Origin of the sequence: Bordetella genomosp. 11, assembly GCF_002261215.1 — a bacterium.
Lineage (GTDB): Bacteria > Pseudomonadota > Gammaproteobacteria > Burkholderiales > Burkholderiaceae_B > Bordetella_C.
Map to the genome: position 1 here is coordinate 3,473,905 of NZ_NEVS01000004.1, position 23,963 is coordinate 3,497,867.

Annotated in this window: 21 protein-coding genes; 8 read left to right on the forward strand and 13 right to left on the reverse strand. The window is 65.6% G+C overall.

What is annotated here, in order from left to right:
• The first annotated feature begins 11 nt into the window (after positions 1-11).
• On the forward strand, positions 12-1,226 hold the full coding sequence (locus CAL28_RS23295) for a M20 aminoacylase family protein (protein WP_094843545.1): 1,215 nt from the start codon (positions 12-14) through the stop codon (positions 1,224-1,226).
• On the opposite strand, the gene CAL28_RS23300 is transcribed toward CAL28_RS23295, so the two are convergent.
• Positions 1,223-2,095, reverse strand: coding sequence for a LysR family transcriptional regulator (locus CAL28_RS23300; protein WP_094843546.1), 873 nt, complete (start codon positions 2,093-2,095; stop codon positions 1,223-1,225). The two genes, CAL28_RS23295 and CAL28_RS23300, sit on opposite strands and share 4 nt — an antisense overlap.
• Positions 2,096-2,309: 214 nt before the next feature.
• Here CAL28_RS23300 and CAL28_RS23305 point away from each other — a divergent pair, with 214 nt between their 5' ends.
• From CAL28_RS23305 to pagP, 4 genes are all read left to right on the forward strand, one after another.
• The gene (locus CAL28_RS23305) at positions 2,310-3,362 is read left to right on the forward strand and encodes a YeiH family protein (RefSeq protein WP_094843547.1); all 1,053 of its coding nucleotides are present in this window, start codon (positions 2,310-2,312) and stop codon (positions 3,360-3,362) included.
• Between the two features lie 74 nt (positions 3,363-3,436).
• Positions 3,437-3,847 carry an acyl-CoA thioesterase gene (locus tag CAL28_RS23310; RefSeq protein WP_094843548.1) on the forward strand — a complete coding sequence of 137 codons (411 nt, stop codon included), beginning with the start codon at positions 3,437-3,439 and terminating at the stop codon, positions 3,845-3,847.
• 14 nt (positions 3,848-3,861) lie between these two features.
• Positions 3,862-5,334, forward strand: a complete 1,473-nt coding sequence (mgtE, locus tag CAL28_RS23315) for a magnesium transporter (RefSeq protein ID WP_094843549.1) — start codon at positions 3,862-3,864, stop codon at positions 5,332-5,334.
• Positions 5,335-5,508: 174 nt separating this feature from the next.
• Positions 5,509-6,084, forward strand: a complete 576-nt coding sequence (pagP, locus tag CAL28_RS23320; protein WP_094843550.1) for a lipid IV(A) palmitoyltransferase PagP — start codon at positions 5,509-5,511, stop codon at positions 6,082-6,084.
• 12 nt (positions 6,085-6,096) lie between these two features.
• Here the strand turns inward: pagP and CAL28_RS23325 are convergent, their stop codons facing one another.
• Together CAL28_RS23325 and CAL28_RS23330 are read right to left on the reverse strand one after the other, a co-directional pair.
• Complete coding sequence (locus CAL28_RS23325; protein ID WP_094843551.1) at positions 6,097-6,744, reverse strand: gamma-glutamylcyclotransferase; 648 nt, start codon at positions 6,742-6,744, stop codon at positions 6,097-6,099.
• 157 nt (positions 6,745-6,901) lie between these two features.
• Entirely contained in the window at positions 6,902-7,360 is a 459-nt protein-coding gene (locus CAL28_RS23330; RefSeq protein ID WP_094843552.1) for an Lrp/AsnC family transcriptional regulator, read from the reverse strand.
• A gap of 94 nt (positions 7,361-7,454) precedes the next feature.
• On the opposite strand from CAL28_RS23330, the gene CAL28_RS23335 reads away from it, so the two are divergent.
• Both CAL28_RS23335 and CAL28_RS23340 read left to right on the forward strand, forming a co-directional pair.
• Positions 7,455-9,761 (forward strand): molybdopterin-dependent oxidoreductase, encoded by a 2,307-nt coding sequence (locus CAL28_RS23335; RefSeq protein ID WP_094843553.1) that lies wholly within the window; start codon positions 7,455-7,457, stop codon positions 9,759-9,761.
• 121 nt (positions 9,762-9,882) lie between these two features.
• Positions 9,883-10,440 carry a cysteine dioxygenase family protein gene (locus CAL28_RS23340; protein ID WP_254926207.1) on the forward strand — a complete coding sequence of 186 codons (558 nt, stop codon included), beginning with the start codon at positions 9,883-9,885 and terminating at the stop codon, positions 10,438-10,440.
• 54 nt (positions 10,441-10,494) lie between these two features.
• On the opposite strand, the gene CAL28_RS23345 is transcribed toward CAL28_RS23340, so the two are convergent.
• The 6 genes from CAL28_RS23345 to CAL28_RS23370 all read right to left on the reverse strand — a co-directional run bounded on the left by CAL28_RS23345 (position 10,495) and on the right by CAL28_RS23370 (position 18,839).
• Complete coding sequence (locus CAL28_RS23345; RefSeq protein ID WP_094843555.1) at positions 10,495-12,189, reverse strand: thiamine pyrophosphate-binding protein; 1,695 nt, start codon at positions 12,187-12,189, stop codon at positions 10,495-10,497.
• A gap of 1 nt (position 12,190) precedes the next feature.
• Positions 12,191-13,210 carry a tripartite tricarboxylate transporter substrate binding protein gene (locus CAL28_RS23350; RefSeq protein ID WP_094843556.1) on the reverse strand — a complete coding sequence of 340 codons (1,020 nt, stop codon included), beginning with the start codon at positions 13,208-13,210 and terminating at the stop codon, positions 12,191-12,193.
• A gap of 18 nt (positions 13,211-13,228) precedes the next feature.
• Complete coding sequence (locus tag CAL28_RS23355; protein WP_094843557.1) at positions 13,229-13,933, reverse strand: GntR family transcriptional regulator; 705 nt, start codon at positions 13,931-13,933, stop codon at positions 13,229-13,231.
• A gap of 283 nt (positions 13,934-14,216) precedes the next feature.
• The gene (locus CAL28_RS23360; protein ID WP_094843558.1) at positions 14,217-14,939 is read right to left on the reverse strand and encodes a VOC family protein; all 723 of its coding nucleotides are present in this window, start codon (positions 14,937-14,939) and stop codon (positions 14,217-14,219) included.
• 10 nt (positions 14,940-14,949) lie between these two features.
• Complete coding sequence (secA, locus tag CAL28_RS23365) at positions 14,950-17,691, reverse strand: preprotein translocase subunit SecA (RefSeq protein ID WP_094843559.1); 2,742 nt, start codon at positions 17,689-17,691, stop codon at positions 14,950-14,952.
• Positions 17,692-17,861: 170 nt separating this feature from the next.
• Positions 17,862-18,839 carry a M23 family metallopeptidase gene (locus CAL28_RS23370; RefSeq protein WP_094843560.1) on the reverse strand — a complete coding sequence of 326 codons (978 nt, stop codon included), beginning with the start codon at positions 18,837-18,839 and terminating at the stop codon, positions 17,862-17,864.
• 100 nt (positions 18,840-18,939) lie between these two features.
• Between CAL28_RS23370 and CAL28_RS23375 the strand changes: the two genes are divergently transcribed.
• Complete coding sequence (locus CAL28_RS23375; protein WP_254926324.1) at positions 18,940-19,368, forward strand: DciA family protein; 429 nt, start codon at positions 18,940-18,942, stop codon at positions 19,366-19,368.
• A gap of 1 nt (position 19,369) precedes the next feature.
• Here the strand turns inward: CAL28_RS23375 and lpxC are convergent, their stop codons facing one another.
• The 4 genes from lpxC to CAL28_RS23395 form a co-directional block, all read right to left on the reverse strand.
• Positions 19,370-20,293: a UDP-3-O-acyl-N-acetylglucosamine deacetylase gene (gene lpxC / locus CAL28_RS23380; RefSeq protein WP_066639890.1), complete on the reverse strand. Its 924-nt coding sequence runs from the start codon at positions 20,291-20,293 to the stop codon at positions 19,370-19,372.
• Positions 20,294-20,542: 249 nt separating this feature from the next.
• Positions 20,543-21,733, reverse strand: coding sequence for a cell division protein FtsZ (gene ftsZ / locus CAL28_RS23385; protein ID WP_094843561.1), 1,191 nt, complete (start codon positions 21,731-21,733; stop codon positions 20,543-20,545).
• Between the two features lie 173 nt (positions 21,734-21,906).
• On the reverse strand, positions 21,907-23,133 hold the full coding sequence (gene ftsA / locus CAL28_RS23390) for a cell division protein FtsA (RefSeq protein WP_066654970.1): 1,227 nt from the start codon (positions 23,131-23,133) through the stop codon (positions 21,907-21,909).
• 4 nt (positions 23,134-23,137) lie between these two features.
• Positions 23,138-23,959, reverse strand: coding sequence for a cell division protein FtsQ/DivIB (locus CAL28_RS23395; protein WP_094843562.1), 822 nt, complete (start codon positions 23,957-23,959; stop codon positions 23,138-23,140).
• Positions 23,960-23,963 lie beyond the last annotated feature (4 nt).

Sequence of the window (23,963 nt, forward strand, 5' to 3'; positions counted from 1 at the left end):
AACGGTGCTCCATGAAACTGCTAGAACCCATCGTCGCCTGGCAGGCGGACCTCGCCGCCATACGCCGTGACCTGCATGCCCATCCGGAACTGTGCTTCGAGGAATTCCGGACCTCCGACGTAGTGGCTGCCAAACTCCAGGAATGGGGTATCGAAGTACACCGTGGCCTGGGCGGCACCGGCGTGGTCGGCACCATACGCGGCAATGCCGGCGGCACACGCGCGATCGGCTTGCGCGCCGACATGGACGCCCTGCCGATGCAAGAAATCAACACGTTCGAGCATGCCAGCCGGCATCCCGGCAAAATGCATGCGTGCGGGCACGACGGGCACACGGCCATGCTGCTGGGCGCCGCCCGCTATCTTGCGGCACACCGGGATTTCGAAGGCATCGTCCACGTCATTTTCCAGCCCGCCGAAGAACACGGCGGCGGCGCCAAACGCATGATCGACGACGGCCTGTTCCGCGAATTCCCCATGGAAGCGGTGTTCGGCATGCATAACTGGCCCGGCATGGCGCAAGGCTCGTTCGGCTTGACGCCGGGGCCCATCATGGCATCCAGCAACGATTTCCGGATCACGATTTCGGGCAAGGGTTCGCACGCTGGAATGCCGCACCTGGGCGTCGATCCGGTCATGGCCGCTGTGCAACTGGCGCAATCGCTGCAGACGATCATCACGCGCAACCGCAATCCGCTCGATGCCGCCGTCCTGAGCATCACGCAAATCCACGCCGGCAGCGCGGACAACGTGGTGCCCACCGAGGCCGTCATGCGGGGCACGGCGCGCACGTTCACGATGGAATCGCTCGATCTGATCGAACAGCGCATGCGCGATATCTCCGTGCATACTTGCGCCGCGCTGGGCTGCGACGTGGATTTCGATTTCCAGCGGCACTATCCGCCGACGATCAACCATCCCGCCGAGGCGGCCGTATGCGCCGACGTGCTGCGCGAGCTGGTCGGAACCAGCAACGTCGATGACCATGTGCAGCCCTCGATGGGCGCCGAGGATTTCGCCTTCATGCTGCAGGAAATTCCCGGCTGCTATGTCTGGATCGGCAATGGCTGGGGCGAACACCGCACGGCGGGCCATGGATTGGGCCCCTGCATGCTGCATAACGGCAGCTACGATTTCAATGATGACCTGCTGGGACTGGGCGCCACGTACTGGGTTCGGCTGGCCCTGGCCCGCTTGAGCCGGCCAGCCGAGGCGGGAGCGCGCTAGGCACGGCACATTTCCAGGAATAGCGAGGCCGCGCGGGCCGGCGCGGAGGCGTGCGGCAACAGGATACTGAGCATGCGGGTCAAGCCCCCGCCGCCGATCCGCAACGCGACCAGCGCGCCATCCTCGTGGCGCATCGACATGACCGACACGAAGCCGATACCCAGCCCGGCGCGTACGGCCTGCTTGACGCCTTCGACGCCGGCCAGTTCCAGCGCTACGTCGGGAACCAGGCCTTCGGCATGGAAGGCGCGTTCGACCAGTCCCCTGACGCCCGACCCCTGCTCCCGCATCACCAGCGAATACTTGGCCAGGTCCGCGAGTCGAACCTGGCCGCGCCGGGCCAGATCATGGTCGGCCGGCACCACGGCCACCACCTCATCGGCGCGCCATTCATAGACGGCGGTGTCGGCAGGCAGCCCCGTCGGGACATCGCCCTCGATGAAAGCCATGTCCAACTGCGCCAGGCGCTGGACGATTTCACGCGTGTTGCCGTCCGACAGCTGCAACGCCACCGCCGGGTAGCGGGCGCGGAATGTGGCGACCAGGCCGGGCAATACATAGCTGGCGGGCGTCGTACTCGCGCCCAGCCGCAACGAGCCGGACGCGATGCCCCGCCAGGCGTCGCGCACGCCCCGCGCCAGCGCATAGGCCTGGCGCACCTGGCGCGCATGCTCGACCAGCTTATCGCCCGCCGAGGTCAGGGCGATACCGTGGCCGCTGCGCCGGTACAGGGGTTCGCCGAACCACTCCTGCAGGGCGCGCAGCTGGCCGGAGACCGCCGGTTGCGATAAATGCAACAGTTCGGCCGCGCGGCTGATATTGCCCGTCTCGGCGACATAGGCGAAGGTCAGCAGTTGTTCAGGAGTCATGGCGGGTACACGGCAAGGCGAGGACAGCGAGGCTGGCCGGGACGAGGCGCCCACGGGTGGACGGCCCGATATCGGAATTTCGGATATTTAACATCCGAACTAATAATTTTTCAAATGATCTCCCGGCGCCTACATTACTACCTGTAATTTAGGTTGGCGGCGCAGTCATGACAGGGACGGGCGTCCCCGTCGCCTCCGGCCGAGGAATCCCATCATGAACACCACCATCGCGGGCCTGCCTGTAGCCACGCTCTGGCGCGACAAGCTGAATGGCGTTTTCTTTGTCGCCCTGTTATCCGTCGCGGTCGTCCAGCTGGCCGACCTGCCCTTTCTGCACAACCTGGGTTTTTCTCCGCTGGTCGTGGGCATCGTCTGCGGCATGGCGTATGGCAACCTTCTGCGGGGCACCATGCCGCACGAATGGGGGGCCGGCGTCAATTTCGCCGCGCGCCGGCTGCTGCGCATCGCGGTGGCATTCTACGGCTTGAATATCAGTATCCAGGAAATCGCCGCCGTGGGCCTGCCCGGCCTGGCGGTTTCAGTGGGGATCGTGGTCAGTACGCTGGCGATCGGCACCGTCGTGGGCCAGCGCCTGCTGGGACTGGACCGCGATACCGCCATGCTTACCTCGGCCGGCAGCGCCATCTGCGGCGCAGCGGCCGTGCTGGCCTTCGAACCCACGCTGCGCGCCCAGCCGCACAAAAGCGCGGTGGCGGTCGCCACCGTCGTGCTGTTCGGTACCCTGTCGATGTTTCTGTATCCGGTCTTCTACCACGCCGGCTGGCTGCACCTGGATACGCAGGATCTGGGTATTTATATCGGCGGAACCATCCATGAAGTCGCCCAGGTCGTCGGCGCCGCCAGCAATGTGGATCCGGCAACCACGGAGGTCGCGACCATCGTCAAGATGACGCGCGTGGCCCTGCTGGTGCCAGTGCTGCTGGTATTGGGCTTGTGGCTGCGCCGGGCCGCCGGCGCCAGGTCCGACGCGACCCACGCCGGCGCGACGCGCCTGCCCATCCCGTGGTTCGCCATCGGTTTCCTGGCCCTGGCCGTTGTCAATTCCCTGCATATGCTGCCCGCCGACGCGCTGGCGCAACTGCGCAGGCTCGATGTCTTCGCGCTGACCATGGCGATGACCGCGCTGGGAATAGAAACGCGCTTTAGCCAGATCCGCAAGGCGGGACCGCGCGTGATGGCCCTGGGATTCATTCTGTACCTGTGGCTGATTTTCGGCGGTTACGGCCTGGTGCGGCTGGTCGGCTGAACGATCGGGCGGTTGTCACGCGACGGGGACGAATTTCCGTCATAATCGGCCGGTTGTCCGTCAGGAGCCGGTTCATGTCCGCCAGTAAAACCTCGCCCTTCGTTGCCCTGCCCGCGCATCGCGAGGCCGTCCTGCGCGTCATGCCCATGCCCGCCGATGCGAACGTGCATGGCGATGTGTTCGGCGGCTGGATCATGGCCCAGGTCGATATCGCGGGCTCGATCCCGGCGGCGCGGCGCGCGGCCGGCCGTGTCGCCACCATCGCGGTCAACAGCTTCATCTTCAAAGAGCCCGTATTCGTCGGCGATCTGTTGAGCTTTTACGTCGATATCGTGAAGACGGGCACGACCTCCATCACTGTAGACGTCGAGGTCTACGCGCAGCGCCAGCGCCTGGACGCGGAAGTCGTGAAGGTCACGGAAGCCACCCTGGTCTATGTCGCGACGGACGATGCCCGCCGCAGCCGCCCGCTACCCGCGCTATAACGGACGCCGCGCGCATGACCGAAGTCGATCTTCCACACAAACCGGCCGCCGCGCCGCGCCGCCTGGATCCCGAAGACGCCCAGCACGCGCTCGCCGAAGTGCAGGAATTGCTGCGCCGGCAGGAGCTGGTCGCCAGCCTGGTGCACCGGCAGGAAGAGGGCGACACGCGCCAGGACCTGGTCGAACAACTGGTACAGCGACAGCATGAAGCCGAGCTGAAGGCACTCGTCGACGGCCTGCATCCGTCGGACATCGCCTTCATCCTGGAATCGCTGCCCAAGGACGAACGGCAGGCCGTCTGGAAACTGGTCAGCTCGGAACACGATGCCGACGTCCTGCTGGAAGTCGAGGATTGGGTCCGCGAGTCGCTGATCGAAACGATGAACCGGCAGGACCTGGTCGCGGCGACAGAGAACCTGGACGCCGACGAACTGGCGGACCTGGCGCCCGATCTGCCGGCCGACGTCGTGGCCGAAGTGCAGAAAGGCCTGACCGACGAAGAGCGCGCGCAATTGCTCGAGGCCATGGGGTACCCCGAAGACAGCGTCGGGGCCATCATGGATTTCGAGATGGTGCGCGTCCGCGAGGACGTGACGCTGGAAGTCGTGTTGCGCTACCTCAGGCGCCTGCATGAACTGCCCAATCACACCGACCAGATTTTCGTGGTCGACCGCCAGGACAAGCTGCAAGGCACCCTGCCCTTGTCGACCTTGCTTGTGAGCGAGCCCGAAACCGCCGTGCGCGATGTGATGACCACGGACTACCTGACGCTGGCAGCCCTGGACTCGGACGCCGACGCCGCGGGGGCCTTCGAAAGATACGACCTGGTTTCGGCCCCCGTGGTGGACGACCAGGGCCGCCTGATCGGGCGGGTAACCATCGCCGACGTCGTGGATGTCATGCGCGAGGACTCGCAGGAACAGGCCCTGTCGCGCGCCGGCCTGCAGGAAGAGGATATCTTCGCTCCCGTCGCGATGGCCTTGCGCAATCGGGCGCCCTGGCTGCTGTTCAACCTGTGCACGGCGGCCACGGCGTCGTTCGTCGCCTCCCGCTTCGAAAGCACGGTCAGCCATATCGTCATCCTGGCCTTCCTGATGTCCATCGTCGCCGGCATCGGCGGCAATTCTGGCAACCAGACGATGACCATGATCATCCGGGCCCTGGCGGTTGGCCGCATCACCGGCCGCAACCTGTGGCAGCTGGTCAAGCGCGAACTGCTGGTGACGCTGCTGGTGGGCTTGTGCGGCAGCCTGGTGGCCGCGCTGTTCGCGTGGACGATCTCCGGTTCCGTATCCATCGCTTTGGTCATGATGGCAGCCATGATCTGCAACATGCTGGTCGGCGCATCGGTCGGCGTGCTGGTGCCGATGCTGCGCGATCGATTCGGCAAGGATCCCGCGATCGGGTCTTCGGTATTGCTGACCTTCGCCACCGACTCGCTGGGTTTCTTCATCTTCCTGGGATTGGCAACGGTGTTCCTGCTCTAGAAACGCCAGGGCGGTCCTCCGCCCGCCACCCGCGCGCGGCTTCCACGATTCATCCACGGCATGCCGGGCATGGAACCGCGAGCCGTTGCATTCGCTTGCGGACACGCCAGTTTGTGCAGGCACTTCCACGCCGCCGCGGTGTCACATGGCGTTCACCAACCACCATGTTCCGCAATGAAACGTTCCTTCGTCCGCGCCGCCCGGCGTGCCAGCGCCACCGCGTTACTGACAGCCTCGGCCGCCTTGCCCTTCACGGCACACGCCTGCGATAACGTGCCCGACTGGGCGCAAAGCGCCTGCGCCCGCCTGGACCAGATATGGAACCAGGGCAGCGACGAGCTTTATTTAAGCGGGTACGCCTGGCATAACCGCGCGGCGTATTCCGCCGACAAGATCAAGTCTTTCCGCGAGGAAAGCTGGGGCGGCGGCTGGGGCAAAGGTATTTATGACGAAGATGGCGACTGGCAGGGGCTGTACGGCATGGCCTTCCTGGACTCGCACGGCCACGTCGAACCCATCGCGGGCTACGGCTACCAGAAGATAGGCCGCGTCGGCCAGAACTGGCGCTTCGGCATCGGCTACACCGCGTTCCTGACGGCGCGCCAGGACATCTTCCACTACATCCCCTTTCCGGGAATACTGCCGCTGGCCTCGGTGGGCTATGACAAGGCCACCTTCTACGCCACCTACATCCCCGGCGGAAAAGGTAATGGCAACGTGCTGTTCATGTTCGGGAAGTGGACCTTCTGAAGCCCGGACGGCTCAAAATGCCAGCGTAAGCCGCCGCACCAGCTCGCCCAGGCGGCAATCGCTGATGCCGTGGTCGCGCAAAGCGCGTTCCGTTTCGAGCACGTATTCCAGGCAGGCGCCGGAACGGCCGACCGCGGTACGGATGATGTCCAGCCGCCGCTCCTCGGCGACATCGCCGGCGTAATCCGCGCAGGCCCGGTTCAAAAGGAAAGCCAGGCCCGTCACCGGCCCTTGCTCGCTATGGCAGGTCAACCAGCGGGGCGTGTAGGCCTGGCCTATCATCTCGCGCTCCCATAGCGCCGAGAAAGCGGCCGGCACGTCGGCGGCGCCGATGCGAAAGACGACGCCCCGGCAACAACCGCCCCGGTCCAGCCCGAAGACCAGTCCGGGCGCCAGGTCCGAACCGCGGTGATGACGCGACCAAAGGCAAAGCGACCGGTGGTACCCGTGGATGCTGGCCAGCCGCCGCTCCTGCCAGGCAAAGCCGGGCCGCCAGATCAGGGAGCCGTAGGCAAACACCCAGAGATCGTCGGTGCCGTTCCAGCATCCGGGAAAACCAGACGGTAGCGCGGACTGCCCGGCAGCCCCACGCCCGGCTCCGGCGACAGGAATGACGGCGGGAAACGGTGCGGCGGGATCGTCGGAAGGAACCGCGGACATGCTGGTCTATCTCTATCGGCGTGCGAGGTTGAACGATGAAGATCGTACGCCCACGCCGGAGAAAAAAACTTGCAAGTTGACTGTACTGGAATCAACTGAAAGGAAAATTGCATTCCCGTTGTGAAGCCACAACGAAAAGCTTTTCTCCACGCATCCACTACAGGCCGTCCAGGGGCAGTTCCGTGGTGCTTTTGATCACTTCCATGGAAAAGCTGGCACTGACGTCCAGCAGGTCCACCGCTTCGATCAACCGGCGGTAGAAGCGGTCATAGGCCGCCATGTCTTCCACCATGACCTTCAGCAGGTAATCGATATCGCCCGCCATGCGGTGGAATTCGACCACATTGGGCAAGGCCTGAACGGCGTCGATCAGGCGGCGCGTCCATTTGACGCTGTGCTGGCTGGTCTTGATGGTCACGAACACGGTCAGTTTCAAGCCCAGGGCGTTGGGATCCAGCAGCACGGCATTGCGGGCGATGACGCCGTCTTCCCTCAGTTTCTGGATGCGGCGCCAGCAGGGCGTCACCGACAGATTGACCTGTTCGGCGATTTCCGCGACCGAGCAACCGGCGTCTTTCTGCAACAGGCTCAGGATCTTGATATCGGTCTGATCCATGGAATTTCCTCCGCGTCGGGCGCCATCTTGCCCTTTCCGGGGAGCCGCGTCCATCGGCGGCCTCCGCCGGGGTTTGTGTTAAACCACCGGGATCATGCCTGCCGACGTCCAACGCTATCCCTCGCTGTCGCACTGGGGCGCCTACACCGCCGTGGTCAGCGACGGCCGGCTGCTCGCCTGCGAGCCTTTCCACCGCGACCGGGCCCCCTCCCCCATGATCCACGCCATGCCGGACATGGTGCACTCGCCCCTGCGCGTCGCCCGGCCCGCCGTGCGCGAAGGGTGGCTGCGCCGGCGCGGCATGGGGGAAGGCCGCGGCACCGACCGCTATGTGGAGGTCGGCTGGGATACTGCGCTGAAGCTGGTCCATGAAGAACTGGCACGGGTACGCGCCGCACACGGTGACGAGGCGATTTTCGGCGGCTCCTACGGCTGGGCCTCCGCCGGCCGCTTCCATAACGCCATGAGCCAGACCCGCCGCTTCCTGTATGCCGGCGGCGGGTGCACCGACCAGGTCGGCAATTACAGCTGGGGCGCGGCTCAATTCCTGCTGCCGCACGTGATCGGCACCTGGCAGCCGCTTACCGGCAAGGTCACGGATTGGAACAGCGTGGCCGGGCACACCGATCTGGTGCTGGCTTTCGGCGGCATGCCGCTGCGCAACGCGCAGGTCATCGCGGGTGGCGCGGGCGAGCATACTACCGCCCACTGGCTGCGGCGCACGGCCGCGCGCGGTGCGCGCATCGCGGTTATTTCTCCGACGCGCGGCGACATGCCGGCGGATATCCCCGCCGAATGGATACCCATACGGCCCAATACCGACGCGGCGCTCATGATAGGCATGGCCTGTGTCCTGCTGGAGTCCGGCCGGCACGACACCGCCTTCCTGGCCCGCTATTGCGAGGGCTTCGAGCGCTATGCCGCCTATCTGCGCGGCGATACCGACGGACAGGCAAAAAATGCGCAATGGGCCTCGGCAATCTGCGGCGTACCGGCGGAACGGATCCGGGGGCTGGCGCTGGACGCGGCGGGATGCCGCGCGCTGGTGAATTGCACCTGGTCGCTGCAGCGCGCGCACCACGGCGAGCAACCCTATTGGGCGTGCATCGCCCTGGCCGCCATGCTCGGGCAGATCGGCCTGCCGGGCGGTGGATTCAGTTTCGGCCTCGGCTCGATCAATAGCGCGGGCAACCCGCGCGTCGATGCCGCGGTGCCCGAGCTGCCGGAAGGCCGCAACCCCGCCGCGCGATCCATACCCGTGGCCCGCGTCGCCGACATGCTGCTGCACCCGGGCGCGCCGTACCGGTTCAACGGCGAGGAATACCGCTATCCGGACGTGCGTCTGGTTTACTGGGCGGGCGGCAACCCTTTCCACCACCACCAGGACCTGAACCGCCTGCAGACCGCATGGCAGCAGCCGGAAACCATCGTCGTCCACGAAACCTGGTGGACACCCACCGCGCGACGGGCGGATATCGTGCTGCCCACCACCACCACGCTGGAACGCAACGATATCGGCGCATCCTCGCGTGACGGCTATATCTTCGCGATGCACCGCGCCCTGCCGCCGCAGGGGCAAAGCCGGGACGACTTCGACATCTATCGGGAACTGGCGGCGATGGGCGGCTACGAGGCCGCCTATACCGAAAGCCGCGACGCCTGGCACTGGCTCGCGCACATGTACGAAGGCATGCGGGCCCGCTGGGCGCGGGCGGCCGACCTGCCCGGCGCGCCACCGTTCGAGGACTTCTGGCGACAAGGTTATGTGGCCTTGCCACCGCCGCGCCGCGACTTCGTGCTGTTCGAGGATTTCCGCCGCGATCCAGGCGCGCACCGGCTGGAAACGCCGTCGGGCCGCATCGAGCTGTATTCCGAGCGCATTGCCGGTTTCGGCTACGACGATTGCCCCGGCCATCCGGCCTGGCTCGCGCCGTCCGAGTGGCTGGGCGCGGACGCCGCACGGCATACCCCGCTGCATTTGGTCAGCAGCCAGCCGGCGCATCGGCTGCATTCGCAACTGGACCCCGCCGCCCTGTCCCATGCCAGCAAGATCCATGGCCGGGAGCCCGTGCGCATCCATCCCGCCGATGCCGCCGCACGCGGCATCGACGACGGCGCGCTGGTGCGGATCCACAACGGGCGCGGCGCCTGCCTGGCGGGCGCCATCGTCGATGACGGCGTCATGCAAGGGGTGCTCGTCATGTCGACGGGAGCCTGGTTCGACGCCGACGACGCGACGCTGGAGCGGCATGGCAACCCGAATGTACTGACGCCGGATATCGGTACCTCGCAACTGGCCCAGGGCAGCAGCGCCTTGTCGGCCCTGGTCGACATCGAACCGTGGCACGGCGCCGCGCCGCCGGTGCGGGCCTACGAAGTACCGGTCATCGGCGGCGAATAGGGGCAATCGACGCGATCGCGCAAGAGCATTCCAATATCGCGCGATCGGAGGGCCAAATCAGCAATTTTTTTGCTCTCCCCTCCCGGTAGCATGGAATCGAACCGTCATGCGGAAAAAAACCATGCAACATCTTTCTCCGCCCGCGGCGCTTGCGCCGCTCTGCGACTCCATTCTTGCCGCCGGCCATCTGCCTAGCGAGGGCCTGCTGGGCGCGCTGGCCAAGGGCGTGGCCGACTCGGACCCCCACGGCGCGCTGGACGCGGTCTGCCCGGATGCCCTGGCGGCACCGCGCGGCGCTTATTCCCGCCATGTCGCGTATGCCGACCCGCACGGGCGCTTCACCGTCGTCTACCTGGTGTGGCCGCCGGGGCAATTCAGCCCCGTGCACGGACATCACACCTGGTGCGCCTATCGGATCGTCAGAGGCGAATTGCGCGAAACCCTCTATACCTGGGACGACGACGCCCAATGCGCGCGCGCCCAATGCGAAGTGCGCCGGCTGCCGGAAGATATCGTCACGGCGGCCCCCGGCCTGGGCCAGATACACCGCCTGGGCAACGCCGGCGATACCGTAGCGATATCGCTGCACGTCTACGGGATCGACGAAGCGGCGCTCACCACAGGGGTAAACCACGTCGTGGCGAGCATGCCGTTGGCGGCGACCATGGCGGCCGCCTGACCGTCCGCCTGCCCGGGCTCGCCGAAGCGGGGCCGCCGCCGGCCCCAGGCGGCCCTAGCCCATCCACTGGCTGACCGGCGCGGCGGTATCCTGCAATGGCTGGGCCAGCACATCGACCAGCGCCGGACCATCGTGCTCCATGGCCGCGCGCAAGGCCGACTCCAGTTGCGCCGGGTCTTCCACGCGCCAGGACTTGACCTCATAGGCCTCGGCGATGCGCGCATGGTCGGTACGCTCGAAATCCACGCTGTAGTAGCGCTGGTCATAGCCGGCCTTCTGGCTGGCCTTGATCCATCCGTATACCGAATTGGAAAACACGATCATCAGCAGCGGCGCCTTGTGGCGCACCACGGTTTCCAGTTCGCCCACCGTGAAACCGAAACTGCCATCCCCCATCACGGACACGCATTTGGACTGCGGACGGCCGAACCACGCGCCAAACGCGGCCGACAGGGAATAGCCCAGTGCGCCGTGGGCGCGGTTGGTGATGAAATGCCTCCCCGGCCGCGCCGCGTCGTAATACGCCGAAAAGTATGGGCATGGCGTGCCCGGATCGGCGCACACGACCGCGTCATCGGGCAACAGTCGATTCAGTGTCTTGACCACGCGCTCGGGGCGGATGGGGCGATCGGAGGAAGACGCCAGCCCATCGAGCTGGGCGGCGCGGGCCGCCTGGGCCTTGCCTGCCAACACCGCGCCATCGACGGCGTCGGCGCGGCGCCGGCCCAGGCGCGGAGTCACCTCCGCGATCAGGGCTTGCAGCGCCAGCCGGGCATCGCCGACCATGCCGACCTCCGTGCGATAGTTCGTGCCGATGACCATGGGGTCGACATCGATGTGCAGGATGGTCGTGTCGCGGCCGGGAAAACGCCAGTGCTCGGTGGACGTCGAACCCGCCCGGCAGCCGATGAATAGCACCACGTCGGCCGCCGCGACCACGTCGCGGGTGGCCATGATGCCGCCGTTCGATCCGACCACGCCGGCATTCAGCGGGTGCGTGTCCGCCAGGCTGCCCTGGCCGCTGACCGTCACGCAGACCGCGGCCTTGAGGGATTCCGCCAGCGTCTTCAGGTCTTCGCACGCCCCCGCGATGACGACGCCGCCGCCGCAGATGAAGACCGGCGCGCGCGACTCCGCCAGGATGGCGGCCGCCCGCGCGATGTCGGCGGGATCCGGGGCGTAGCGCATGGCGGGAAAACGGCTGTGCTCGGGCTGAGCCCAAATGTCCGTCGCATCGAGCTTCTGCTTCATCACATCGTAGGGAAAGCAGAGGTGCGCCGAACCGGCCTTGCCGCCGGTCATGGCGCGGAACGCCGCGCGAACCATACCGGGAATCTGGTCGGCGCGGTCTATGGTGCGATTCCATTTGGTCAAGGGCCGATAGAGCGCTTCCTGGTCCAATTCCGTCAAGGGGTAGCGCCCACGCGAACCGACCGCCACGTCAGACGTAATTCCCAGCACCGGTATCGACGATTCGTTGGCTTCCACCAGGCCCGGCAACAGATAGGTCGCGCCCCCGCCGCTGGGCCCTTCGCATACCCCCACCTTGCCGGTGACGCGCGCATACGCATCGGCCATGTAGCCCGCGCTGCGTTCGTCCCGTGTCAACACATGCCGGATGCCATGGTCCAGGCGGTACAAGGCGTCATAAAAAGGCAGGCTGGTGTCGCCGCACAGGCCGAAAATATGCTTTACGTCGTAGGCCTGGAGCATGCGCACCATGGCTTCGGCGCCATTCAATTGATCCATCTCAGTTCTCCAGGTTGATGTGATTGGTCTTGATGAACTCGTCCCAGCGCTGGTATTCGCGCTTGACGTAGGCATCGAGGGCGGGGCCGTCCGAACCGATGACTTCGAATCCCGCCTCGGTCAGCTTGCGGCGCACTTCCGGATCGGCGAGCACGGCCTGGAAATCGGCCGTCAGGGCTTGCACCGTTGCCGGCGGCGTCTTCGCGGGCGCGAACATGCCGCTCCAGGAGTAGGCCTCGAAGCCAGGGAAACCGGACTCGGCAACGGTAGGCACATTGGGCAGGTCCGGCAGCCGCTTGTCGCCCGCCACAGCCAGGGGCTTGATCTTTCCGGCCTGGATTTGTCCGCGCAGCGCGGCATAGCTCAGCCACGTCATATCGGCCTGGCCGCCGACCACCGCCTGCACCGCCGGTCCGCCGCCGCCATAGGGCACGTGCAGCAGATCGACGCCAGATAGGCGTTTGAGCTGTTCGGGCGCGAGATGATTCAGCGAGCCGACGCCGGTGGACGCGAAGTTGAACTGCTTGCGAGGATTCTTGCGCGCCGCGTCGAAGAATGCGCTCAGGGTGTCCCCCGGCACGTGGGGATTGGCGCCGATGACGAGCGGAAAGCGCACGGTCAGGCTGATGCCGACGAAATCCTTGAACGTGTCGTAGGGCAGATTCGGCTTGGCGGCCGGATTGATCGCGTGATTGTCGAAGCTGACGAGCAGCGTATTGCCATCCGGCGCGGCCCGCGCCACGAACGCGGTTGCGATCTGGCTGGCCGCGCCCGCGCGGTTTTCCACGATCACCGTGCGCCCGTGCATGCGTTCGGACAATTTGGGCTGCATGATGCGCGCCAGGATGTCCGTGCTGCCGCCGGGCGGATACGGCACGACCAGGATCAGCGGTTTATCGTCGGCGGCGCGGGCGGCGGGCGCGGCGGCGACTGCGCCGGCCACGGCCACGCAGAGCGCCGCCGCGATGACGCGGCGCCTGCGGGCGTGCCCCGGAATGGAAGGATTCTTGGTTGCGGACATGATTTCCCCTTGTGGTTGTCAGGCTTTGTCTTCGAGCTGGTCCCGCATATAGATCGTCGAAAAGCCCGTTCGGATAACATCGGTGATCTGGTCCAGGCGGCGGCCGATGTGGCGCGACACGAGTTCCTGGAGCAGCGCATCGTCCCGCGCGCGCAGTGCCTGGACGATGCGCAGGTGCTCGGACTGGGTGTGCGCGCGGCGGCCCTGTCGCATATCGATCCAGCGTACGAAATGGATGCGCGCGTTGACGCTTTCCAGGCTGCGCACGAATTCCTCGTTGCCCGTCAGCCCAGCCAGCGCGACATGGAATTGCTCGTCCAGGGCCAGCAGGCGCACGGCATCGGTGTCCTCCGGCACATCCCGCGATGCTTCCACCTGCGCTTGCAGCGCATCCAGCTGGGCGTCCGTGGCGCGCTCGCAGGCGGCGCGCACGATCCCGCATTCGAGCACCGAGCGGTATTCGTAAAGGCTGTATATCTGCTTGGCGTCGAGCGGGCGGCCGATGAACCCGCGATTGACCGCGCGGGTGACAAAGCCTTCGACCATCAGCTGGTTCAACACCTCGCGCAGCGGTGTGCGGCTCACGTTGAGCGAGCGCGCCAGCTCGACTTCATTGATGCGCTGGCCGGGCTTGAACTCGAACTGCACCGCCATGGCCTTGAGGGTGTCGTACAGCTCGGCCAACCCGGCGGAAGTACGTGGGGCGTAGCGAGGCAATCCCATGTTTCCTCCCGAAACGAAAGTGCATACTAAAGTGTATACACTTCGCACGCCATGGTATTAACCCGCAACGCGCTCAATCGAAGCGGTCGATGTGGGATGAGGGGAAACGGATGCGCGCGCCCGGGCATCGTGCCGGGACGCACGTGGGGCGGAATCGCGATGGCGACGGGACGAATGGGCCATTCCGGCCGCGGCGCGGCATCCCGGACCGGGCCCAGCGATCAGGACGAAGAGGTCGACCGATCGCCGGCCGGGATTCCGGCGGCCTGCCGCCGGGCGGCGATCACAAACCGGTGTCGAGGACGCTGCGGCGCCCTTCCCGGTCCACCAGCGTCAGCGCCTCCAGGGCATTGCCCTGCCCGGGTGCGGCCGGGACGATGCGCAGGCGTGCGTGGCCCAGGGGTACGATCCATTCGCCGTTATCCGATGCCTGCGCCGCCATATCGGCCAGCTCGGCGAAGCGCGTGGCCAGCCCGCGAGGATCTTGCGCGCGGGCCGACACTTCCACAACGGCGCGGGCGCCGTTGGCGTGCTTCATCAACGCGGGTTGCCAGACGCATTGCGGCGTCAGGTGCCGGCAAAAGTACAGCCGGATGCCGGGGATAGGCTGTTCCGCAAAACGGACGGTATGGAAGCGTGCTTCCATGACCTGCCCATCCACCCGCGCGGGACGGGTCAGCACCTGGACGGGGTTCACCGCATAGCCCGCGGCCCGCAACCTTTCGTAGGTTGCGTCGGCGTCTTCCGTTCGCAGGACCAGCGCCTCCAGGCCCAGCGGGGAATCGGCGATTTCCTTGCGGGCTGGCGGCTTGCCCGGTGGCCATCCCAGCAGCTCGACATAGGAATGCTCCAGGACAATCAGGCGGTTCCAGGAGCCGAGGTTGTGGACTTCCGTCTCGCTCAGGGTATAGCCCTGGCGCTCGAAATGCGGTGCCGTCTGTTCCAGACGGTCCCGCACCATGATCACGGCGTGATCCAGCTCCGTCGTCCCGGCCGGTACCGTCATCTCTTGCTCCCTATGCCAGCTTGCCGTGGCACTGCTTGTACTTCTTGCCGCTGCCGCAGGGGCAGGGATCGTTGCGTCCCACCTTGGGCATGGCATTGCGTACCGGCTGCGGGCCTTGCGGACGTTCGTCCTGGCCCGCGGCCAGGGCTTCGTCGTAGTCCGCATGCTGATACTGCACGTTCTGGACATGGGGCTGCGCGGCTTCCGCTTCCGCGGCAGCCACCTGCTCCTGCGACTGGATACGCACGGTCATCAACACCTTGACGACATCGTCGCGGATCCGGTCCAGCATGCCGGAGAACAGCTCGAAGGCTTCGCGCTTGTATTCCTGCTTCGGGTTCTTCTGCGCGTAGCCGCGCAAATGTATCCCCTGGCGCAGGTAATCCAGCGAAGACAGGTGCTCGCGCCAGTGCTGATCGATCGCCTGCAGCATGATCGAACGTTCGAACTGGCCCCAGGACTCGGCGCCCACCTGCTCCATCTTGGCGCGGTAGGATGCCGCGGCGGCTTCCTTTACGCGCTCCAGCAGGTCTTCCTCGGTCAGGCTGGTTTCCTTTTCCAGCATTTCCGTCAGGGGCAGGGACACCTGGTAATCGGCTTCCAGCGCGCGCTGCAGCGCGGGGATATCCCACTGCTCTTCAACCGATTCCTCGGGAACATGGGCGCGGAACAGCTCTGTGATCGCGCCGTCGCGCAGGCCCTCGACCGTGGGAGTGACGGTGGGCGCCTCCAGGACTTCGTTGCGCTGCGCGTACAGCACCTTGCGCTGGTCGTTGGCGACGTCGTCGTATTCCAGCAGCTGCTTGCGGATGTCGAAGTTGCGCCCTTCCACCTTGCGCTGCGCCGTCTCGATCGAACGCGACACCATGCCGGCCTCGATGGGCTCGCCTTCCGGCAGCTTCAGCCTTTCCATGATCGCGCGGACCCGATCGCCGGCGAAGATACGCATCAGCGGATCTTCCAGCGACAGATAGAAACGCGAAGAGCCGGGATCGCCCTGGCGGCCGGCGCGCCCGCGCAGCTGGTTGTCGATACGGCGCGATTCGTGCCGCTCGGTGCCGATGATCCGCAGGCCGCCGGCCTGCTTGACCTTCTCGTTGGCGGGCTTCCACTCGGTGCGGATCTTTTCGATGCGCGCGTCCTTGTCGGACTCGGGCAGCGATTCATCGGCACGGATCAGGTCGATCTGCTTGTCGACGCTGCCGCCCAGTACGATGTCGGTGCCGCGGCCGGCCATGTTGGTGGCGATCGTGATATGCCCCGGCTTGCCGGCCTCGGCGACGATTTCCGCCTCGCGCGCGTGCTGCTTGGCATTGAGCACCTCGTGAGGCAGTTTCGCCTTCAGCAGCAGGCCCGACAGCAGTTCGGAGTTTTCGATGCTGGTGGTGCCCACCAGTACCGGTTGGCCGCGCTCATGGCAGTCGCGGATATCGGCCAGGATCGCATCGTATTTTTCGCGCGCGGTCTTGAAGACCTGGTCGTTCTGGTCCTTGCGGACCATGGGCTTGTTGGTCGGGATGATGACCGTTTCCAGCCCGTAGATTTCCTGGAATTCGTAGGCTTCGGTATCGGCGGTGCCCGTCATGCCCGACAGCTTGTCGTACATGCGGAAGTAGTTCTGGAAAGTGATGGACGCCAGCGTCTGGTTCTCGTGCTGGATCTTGACTCCTTCCTTCGCCTCGACCGCCTGGTGCAGGCCGTCGGACCAGCGCCGGCCCACCATCAGGCGGCCGGTGAATTCGTCGACGATGACCACTTCGCCATCCTGCACCACGTACTGCTGATCGCGGAAGAACAGGGTATGGGCGCGCAGCGCCACCATCAGGTGGTGCATCAGCGCGATGTGACGCGGGTCGTACAGCGACTCGCCCTCCGGCAGGATACCCAGGCGGCTGAGGATGGCCTCGCCGTGCTCGTGTCCGGCCTCGGACAAATGGACCTGCTGGCTTTTCTCGTCGACCCAGTAATCGCCTTCGGGTTCGGGCTCCTGCGGCTTGGGTTCCGACTCCATGCGCTTGAGCAGGGGCGGCACCGCGTTCATGCGGATATAGAGCTCGGTATGGTCTTCGGCCTGCCCGGAGATGATCAGCGGCGTGCGCGCTTCGTCGATCAGGATCGAGTCTACTTCGTCGACGATCGCGTACGAGAGCGCGCGCTGGCGGCGATCCTCGACGCGATACTCCATGTTGTCGCGCAGGTAGTCGAAACCGAACTCGTTGTTCGTCCCGTAGGTGATGTCAGCCGCATAGGCGGCTTTTTTCTCTTCGTTGGGCTGCTGGGGCACGACTACGCCAACGGTCATGCCCAGGAAACGGTACAGGCGGCCCATCCATTCGGCATCGCGCCGGGCCAGGTAATCGTTGACCGTCACCACGTGCACGCCCTTGCCCGACAATGCATTCAGGTAGACAGGCAGCGTCGCCATGAGCGTCTTGCCTTCGCCCGTGCGCATTTCGGCGATCTTGCCGTTGTGCAGGGCGATGCCGCCCAGCATTTGCACGTCGAAATGGCGCATACCGAACACACGCTTGCCCGCCTCGCGGACGACCGCGAACGCCTCCGGCAGCAGTTCGTCCAGCGACACGCCTTGCTGGAAGCGGGTGCGGAACTCCTGCGTCTTGGCGGTCAATTGCTCGTCGGAAAGCGCGGCAATGGTGGATTCGAGGCCGTTGATCTGGCTCACCACCTTGCGGTACTGCTTAAGCAGCCGGTCATTACGGCTGCCTATGAGTTTTTTTAGCAGAGAAACCATGCGTATGTCCGCGCGTGCCCGCTGGCCTTGGTTACGGACCGTCGGCACGCGTCAAGTATTGTTGTCAGTGAAGCGGAGGAGTCCGCCGGGAAACGATCGAGTGTAACGCACCGCGAGGGTAACGTTTCGAGCTGTGAAACCGGCATGTATTGCCGCGCCGGCCGTGCGCGTCAGCGGACGACGGGCGTGGTCGCCGAGGCCAGCGCGGGCGGCGCGGTGGGCAGGCGCCCCAGGAAGAGACGCGGGTCCATGGCCGTACCGGCCAGGCGGATTTCGAAGTGCAGATGCGGTCCGGTGGAGACGCCGGAAGAGCCCACGCGGGCAATGAGCTGGCCCCGCTCGACCAGGTCGCCGGCCTTGACCAGGACCTCCGACGCATGCGCGTAACGGGATACCATGCCGTCGCCGTGGTCGATGTCCACGCGCTGTCCGTAGCCGGCATCCGGACCGGCGGCCTGCACCACCCCGCCGGCTGCCGCCAGGATGGGCGTCCCGCGCGGAGCGGCGAAATCCAGGCCCTCGTGCCGCAGGTAGCGCCCGCTTACGGGATGGCGGCGCCAACCGTAGGAGGAGCTCAAATAGGGGTAGTCGGTCACCGGCATGGAGGACGGCAGGCGCGCCAGGTCCGCGCGGCGCCGGGTCAGCGCCATATCGAAGACCTGCAAGGCCGCCATCCGCGCGGCCAGTTCCTCGGACAGCATATCGATGTCGCGGCCGAGCGACTGCGCGGGCCCGGCCGGATCCACGTCGGCGGCTGCGCTCTCCGTCCCGCCGTCCATGGGCGCCGTGGCGGCCATGGGTTGTGCCAGCGCTTGGGCATCGGTGGCGGTACCGGCGAAGGCCTGCGGTAAAGGGACGCCGGCGGCAATAGCCAGCCGGCGGCTAAGCGCATCCACGCCGGCCAGCCGTCCCTGCAATGTGCCGACCTTGTCGGCCAGCAGCGCGAGCGCGCGATGCAGGCTGTCGTCGGAATAGGCCGTCGGCGGCGTCGGGCCGGCCTGGGCCGCGGGCAATACGCCGCCAGGCGCCAGGCCGCGATGCAGCAGCGCGCCGCCCAGTGCCGCAAGCAGCAGGGCGCTGCTCATCAGCACCGCGAGCCAACCGCCGTCGATGGTGAAATGTCCCGCCGAACCACGCCGGGAATGCATAATGACAAACTTCAATCGAGCAATCCTATTCGGGACCGGCATGAACAAGCGCACGCCATACCGTCCTCATCCGAAGCCGGCCCGCGGCGAAAACACCGCCATGGGCTGGTTGGGCCACGACACCCGGGGCGCCGGCGTGCTGGCCACGGCGCGCCTGCATCTTCAGATCCAGCGTACCGTGGCGGCGGCCGTACCGCCTGTCCTGGGAGCCGTGTGCCGGGTGGCGCGCCTGGAAACCGACCGGCTGCAATTGGCCGTCCCCAGTGCCGCCCACGCGGCGAAGCTGCGCCAGATGGCGCCGCGCATCGCTCAGGCATTGCAGGCGGCAGGGTGGAACCTTAACGAAATCGCGGTCAAGGTTCAAGCCGGGCTGCCAGGGGCCGGGATGAAACCGCCACCCCCGCCCAGAGAGGTCATTCCCCTGGGAGAAACGGCGCTGGGGGCCTTCGAGACGTTGCGGGAAACGTTGAATCCGGGCCCGCTAGCCGATGCGATCGAGCGCCTGGTGCGCCGCCATCGGCAAGACTAGATCAGGCCAGCTTCCATTCGTACCGGAAAGCCTGCGGCGCCTCGGCCTGCGATTGATAGGAAACCAGTTCCCAGGATTCCTGCTGGGCAAGCAATGCGCGCGCCAGCTGGTTGTTCAGGGCATGACCGGATTTGCACGCCACATAGCGCGCGACCAGGGGTTTGCCGAGCAGGTACAGATCGCCGATGGCGTCCAGGATCTTATGCTTGACGAATTCGTCGTCATACCGAAGCCCGTCGCTGTTCAGGACCCGGTATTCGTCCATGACGATCGCGTTGTCCAGGCTGCCGCCGCGCGCCAGCCCCATCGACCGCAGGGCCTCGACTTCGTTGACGAAGCCGAAGGTGCGCGCGCGCGCGATTTCACGCGTATAGGAATGGGTGGCGAAATCGACTTCGGCGAAGTTCGCCGTGGAATCGATGGCCGGATGACGGAAATCGATGGAAAACGCCAGCGCGAAGCCGTCGTGCGGCTCCAGCCGCGCCCATTTTTCGTTACGGCCTTCACCCTCGCGGACCTCGATAGGCTTGAGCACGCGAATGAAACGCTTCGGCGCGTTTTGTTCGACGATGCCGGCCGATCGCAGCAGATAAACGAACGTCGCCGCGCTGCCGTCCATGATGGGGACTTCCTCCCCGGTCAGGTCGACATGGAGATTGTCGATGCCCAGGCCGGCCAGGGCGGACATCAGGTGCTCCACCGTGGAGACGCGCACATCGCCCTGCTGCAGCACGGAAGCCATACGGGTGTCGCCGACCCCCGTAGCCTGCGCCGGCAGGTCGACGACCTCTGGCAGGTCGATGCGATGGAAAACAATGCCAGTGTTCGGCGCAGCGGGGCGAAGGGTAAGCTCGACCCGGCGGCCGGAATGCACACCGACGCCAGTAGTCTTGACCAGATTCTGTATGCTGCGTTGACGGAACATGAGGCTTTTTTGGATTCTTGGTTAGCGGAAACGAGTCCCGCCATGCCGTTGTAAGAGAAGCATTGTAACCCCGGGTTCATACACATCCAAGGCAAACGATCCTACGGCTTCGATAGACTGAAACTAACTGAAACGGCTATAACCCTTCCCGGCCCGCCTGGGGAAGCGGGCCGGGTTCGAGGGAGGGTGCATCCCGGCGCGGACCGCGGTAAGCCTTCACCCCCGCGGACCGGCACCGGAAAATACCTGTCAGTCCGCCTGCTTGCGCAGGAATGCCGGAATGTCGAAGTGATCCATTCCGGAGCTTTCCAGCGCCCGCACCTGGGCCGACGCCTGCGTGCGCGGATTGCGCATCACCGACGGCATGTCCAGATTGCGGTAATCGCCCTGGCCCGAGCCGTTGGGCGCCATGCCGCCCATGGGAAAGTCATCCGTGCCCGTGCGCAGCGCTTCCGTGCGGCTCTGCACCAGTTGCGGACGGCTGGACGTGCGGCCCAGGCCCGTGGCGACGACCGTGACACGCAGGTTGTCGCCCATCGACTCGTCGTACGCCGTACCGAAGATCACGGTGGCATCCTCGGACGCGTAGCCGCGGATGGTTTCCATGATTTCGCGCGTTTCGCGCATCTTCAGCGAGCGGGCGGCGGTGATGTTCACCAGCACGCCGCGGGCGCCGTGCAGGTCGATGCCTTCCAGCAGCGGGCAAGCAATGGCGTGCTCGGCGGCAACGCGCGCACGGTCGGCGCCCGACGCGGTGGCCGTTCCCATCATGGCCTGGCCCTGCTCGCCCATGATGGTCTTGACGTCCTCGAAGTCGACGTTGACGTTACCTTCCACGTTGATGATTTCCGCGATACCCGCGCAGGCGTTGTGCAGGATGTCGTCGGCGGACTTGAAGCAGTCTTCCTGCGTCGCGTCCTCGTCCATCAGCTCGTACAGGTTCTCGTTGAGCACGACGATCAGCGAATGCACGTGCTTGGCGAGCTCGTTGATGCCCTCTTCGGCCATCTTCAGGCGCTTGTTGCCTTCGAAGGAGAAGGGCTTGGTCACCACGCCGACGGTGAGGATGCCCAGCTCCTTGGCGACTTCGGCCACCACGGGGCCGGCGCCGGTACCCGTACCGCCGCCCATGCCGGCGGTGATGAACACCATGTGCGCGCCGTTCAGGGCGGCACGGATTTCCTCGCGCGCGGTTTCAGCCGACGCGCGTCCCTGCTCCGGCTTGGCGCCGGCGCCCAGGCCGGTACGGCCAAGGCGAATCTGCACCGGCGCGTTCGTGGCGGCCAAAGCCTGCGCGTCGGTATTGGCGCAGATGAAATCGACTCCGCTTACGCCGTTCCGGATCATGTGAGCGACGGCATTACCACCAGCGCCACCGACACCAACGACCTTGATCACGGTCCCTTTGGTGCTGTTCTCGAGCATTTCAAAGTTCATGATGCGACTCCCTCAAGTCTGATTGCAAATCACAAGAAATTCCCCAACTACCTTCTTTGTGAATCGCCTCAAAGCCGACGCCGACACATTGGTCCGCCACGGGTTTGAAGCGTCTCCGCCAGCGCGCCGCCTGCTTGCTCGGCACGCCCCGGAATCGCCGGCAGCGCGATTCCTGCTTAATTCATGAACCACTCCTTCATCCGCGCCAACAGGCTCTTGAAGTTGCCTGTCTGCGCGGCGACCTTGCGGCCGCGCATGCGCTGCATGCGCGCTTCCTGCAACAGCCCCATGACCGTTGCGAAACGCGGATTGCGCATCACATCGGCGAGGCTGCCTTCGTACTCCGGTACCGCGACTCGCACGGGTTTGAGGAACACATCCTCCGCAAGTTCCACCATTCCCGGCAATTGGGCCGAGCCCCCGGTCAGGACGACGCCGGAAGCCAGCAAGTCCTCGTACCCGGAATCCCGCACAACCTGCTGCACCAGCGTGAAAAGTTCTTCGATACGCGGTTCGATAACGGCGCCCAGGGCCTGCCGCTTAACCAGCCGCGGGCCACGATCGCCCAGTCCCGGCACCTCGACGGTTTCGTCAGGACTGGCCAGCACCTGCTTGGCCACGCCGTAGCGCAACTTGATTTCCTCGGCATCCGGGGTCGGCGTGCGCAGCATGGCCGCGATATCGTTGGTGATCTGGTCGCCAGCGATCGGAATCACGGCCGTGTGCCGGATCGCCCCGCCGGTGAAGATCGCCACGTCCGTCGTGCCGCCGCCGATGTCGACGAGCACCACGCCCAGTTCCTTTTCGTCCGTCGTCAGGCAGGCCAGGCTGGAGGCCAGCGGCTGCAGGATCAGGTCCTGGACTTCGAGCCCGCAGCGGCGCACGCACTTGACGATATTCTGGGCGGCGCTCACCGCCCCCGTAACGATATGCACGCGCACTTCCAGCCGCAAGCCGCTCATGCCGATGGGTTCGCGGATATCTTCCTGTCCATCGACGATGAATTCCTGCGTCAGCACGTGCAGTACCTGCTGGTCGGTCGGAATGTTCACCGCCTTGGCGGTTTCGATGACGCGCGCGACGTCAGTGGCCGTCACTTCCTTGTCTTTCACCGCCACCATGCCGCTCGAATTGAAGCTGCGGATATGGCTGCCGGCGATGCCCGTATACACGTCGCGGATCTTGCAATCGGCCATCAGCTCGGCTTCCTCGAGCGCGCGCTGGATGGAATTGACCGTGGTTTCGATATTGACGACCACGCCCTTGCGCATGCCGCGCGATTCATGCTGGCCCAGGCCCAGCACCTCGAACCGGCCTTCGGGCAGGATTTCGGCGACGACCGCCACCACCTTGCTGGTTCCGATATCGAGGGCGACGATTAAGTCCTTGATGTCACGGGTCATGGCGTTAGCGCTTTTTTAGATTGGATTTCGGTTTGGTTTTCGATTCGGCTTCCGGCAACGGGGCCAGGGCCAGGGCAAACCCGTTGGGGTAGCGCAAATCGGCCTGCAATATGGGGCGGCCCTCCAGTTTCTGCGTCAGGGCGGGCCACGCCTGCACGAAGCGCTGGATGCGCGCGGCGAACGGCAGCGCCCCGGGTGGCCCATTGGGATCCGGCGCGTCGGCGCCTGGATCGCGCCCCAGGTCGAGCTTCAGGCCGGTGGACAGCGTCACGCGCCACGCATAGCGCGGACTCAGCTCCAGGTCCTGGACGCGCATGTCCAGCGGCGCGAACCATCGCGCCAGCTCGGCATAGCGCTGCACCACCAGGCTTTCGCTGCCTTCCGGACCATAGAAGTGCGGCAACGCGGATTCGTCGTCCAGCTCGCCCGTGTTGGCGGTGAACGATTCCCCCCATGTGTTGATCATCTGGTTCTCGTTCCAGAGCGCCAGCGGTTGCTGCTCTTCGATCCGTACGCGCAGGACATTGGGCCAGATGCGCCGTATCGCGGCATGGCGTACCCAGGGCGCGGACTCGAACAGCTCGCGCGCCTGATCCAGGTTCATGGTGAAGAAATTGCCTTTCAATCCACCCGCAATGGCAGTCCGCATGCTGACGGGCGAGACGTAATGCAGCTGCGATCCCGGTGCCGCTTCCAGCTCGATGGCGGTCAGGTCGAAATACGGCCGCTTGGCCAGCCACACCACCCCCGCTGCCAGCATGGCAAGCACCGCCAGCACGGCCAGCGTGTTGGCGATCAGGTTGGTGGTGCGAGCGTCGTTCCACACGGAT

Bases quoted from the DNA above. Each gene is read 5' to 3' on its own strand.
- CAL28_RS23375 (WP_254926324.1), top strand. From the start codon at position 18,940: ATGGGCTGGTTGGGCCACGACACCCGGGGCGCCGGCGTGCTGGCCACG.
- CAL28_RS23355 (WP_094843557.1), bottom strand. From the start codon at position 13,933: ATGGGATTGCCTCGCTACGCCCCACGTACTTCCGCCGGGTTGGCCGAG.
- CAL28_RS23360 (WP_094843558.1), bottom strand. From the start codon at position 14,939: ATGACGGTACCGGCCGGGACGACGGAGCTGGATCACGCCGTGATCATG.
- CAL28_RS23350 (WP_094843556.1), bottom strand. From the start codon at position 13,210: ATGTCCGCAACCAAGAATCCTTCCATTCCGGGGCACGCCCGCAGGCGC.
- CAL28_RS23295 (WP_094843545.1), top strand. From the start codon at position 12: ATGAAACTGCTAGAACCCATCGTCGCCTGGCAGGCGGACCTCGCCGCC.
- ftsA (WP_066654970.1), bottom strand. From the start codon at position 23,133: ATGACCCGTGACATCAAGGACTTAATCGTCGCCCTCGATATCGGAACC.
- CAL28_RS23310 (WP_094843548.1), top strand. From the start codon at position 3,437: ATGTCCGCCAGTAAAACCTCGCCCTTCGTTGCCCTGCCCGCGCATCGC.
- CAL28_RS23325 (WP_094843551.1), bottom strand. From the start codon at position 6,744: ATGTCCGCGGTTCCTTCCGACGATCCCGCCGCACCGTTTCCCGCCGTC.
- CAL28_RS23300 (WP_094843546.1), bottom strand. From the start codon at position 2,095: ATGACTCCTGAACAACTGCTGACCTTCGCCTATGTCGCCGAGACGGGC.
- CAL28_RS23340 (WP_254926207.1), top strand. From the start codon at position 9,883: ATGCAACATCTTTCTCCGCCCGCGGCGCTTGCGCCGCTCTGCGACTCC.
- lpxC (WP_066639890.1), bottom strand. From the start codon at position 20,293: ATGTTCCGTCAACGCAGCATACAGAATCTGGTCAAGACTACTGGCGTC.
- CAL28_RS23370 (WP_094843560.1), bottom strand. From the start codon at position 18,839: ATGCATTCCCGGCGTGGTTCGGCGGGACATTTCACCATCGACGGCGGT.
- CAL28_RS23330 (WP_094843552.1), bottom strand. From the start codon at position 7,360: ATGGATCAGACCGATATCAAGATCCTGAGCCTGTTGCAGAAAGACGCC.
- secA (WP_094843559.1), bottom strand. From the start codon at position 17,691: ATGGTTTCTCTGCTAAAAAAACTCATAGGCAGCCGTAATGACCGGCTG.
- pagP (WP_094843550.1), top strand. From the start codon at position 5,509: ATGAAACGTTCCTTCGTCCGCGCCGCCCGGCGTGCCAGCGCCACCGCG.
- mgtE (WP_094843549.1), top strand. From the start codon at position 3,862: ATGACCGAAGTCGATCTTCCACACAAACCGGCCGCCGCGCCGCGCCGC.
- CAL28_RS23335 (WP_094843553.1), top strand. From the start codon at position 7,455: ATGCCTGCCGACGTCCAACGCTATCCCTCGCTGTCGCACTGGGGCGCC.
- CAL28_RS23345 (WP_094843555.1), bottom strand. From the start codon at position 12,189: ATGGATCAATTGAATGGCGCCGAAGCCATGGTGCGCATGCTCCAGGCC.
- CAL28_RS23305 (WP_094843547.1), top strand. From the start codon at position 2,310: ATGAACACCACCATCGCGGGCCTGCCTGTAGCCACGCTCTGGCGCGAC.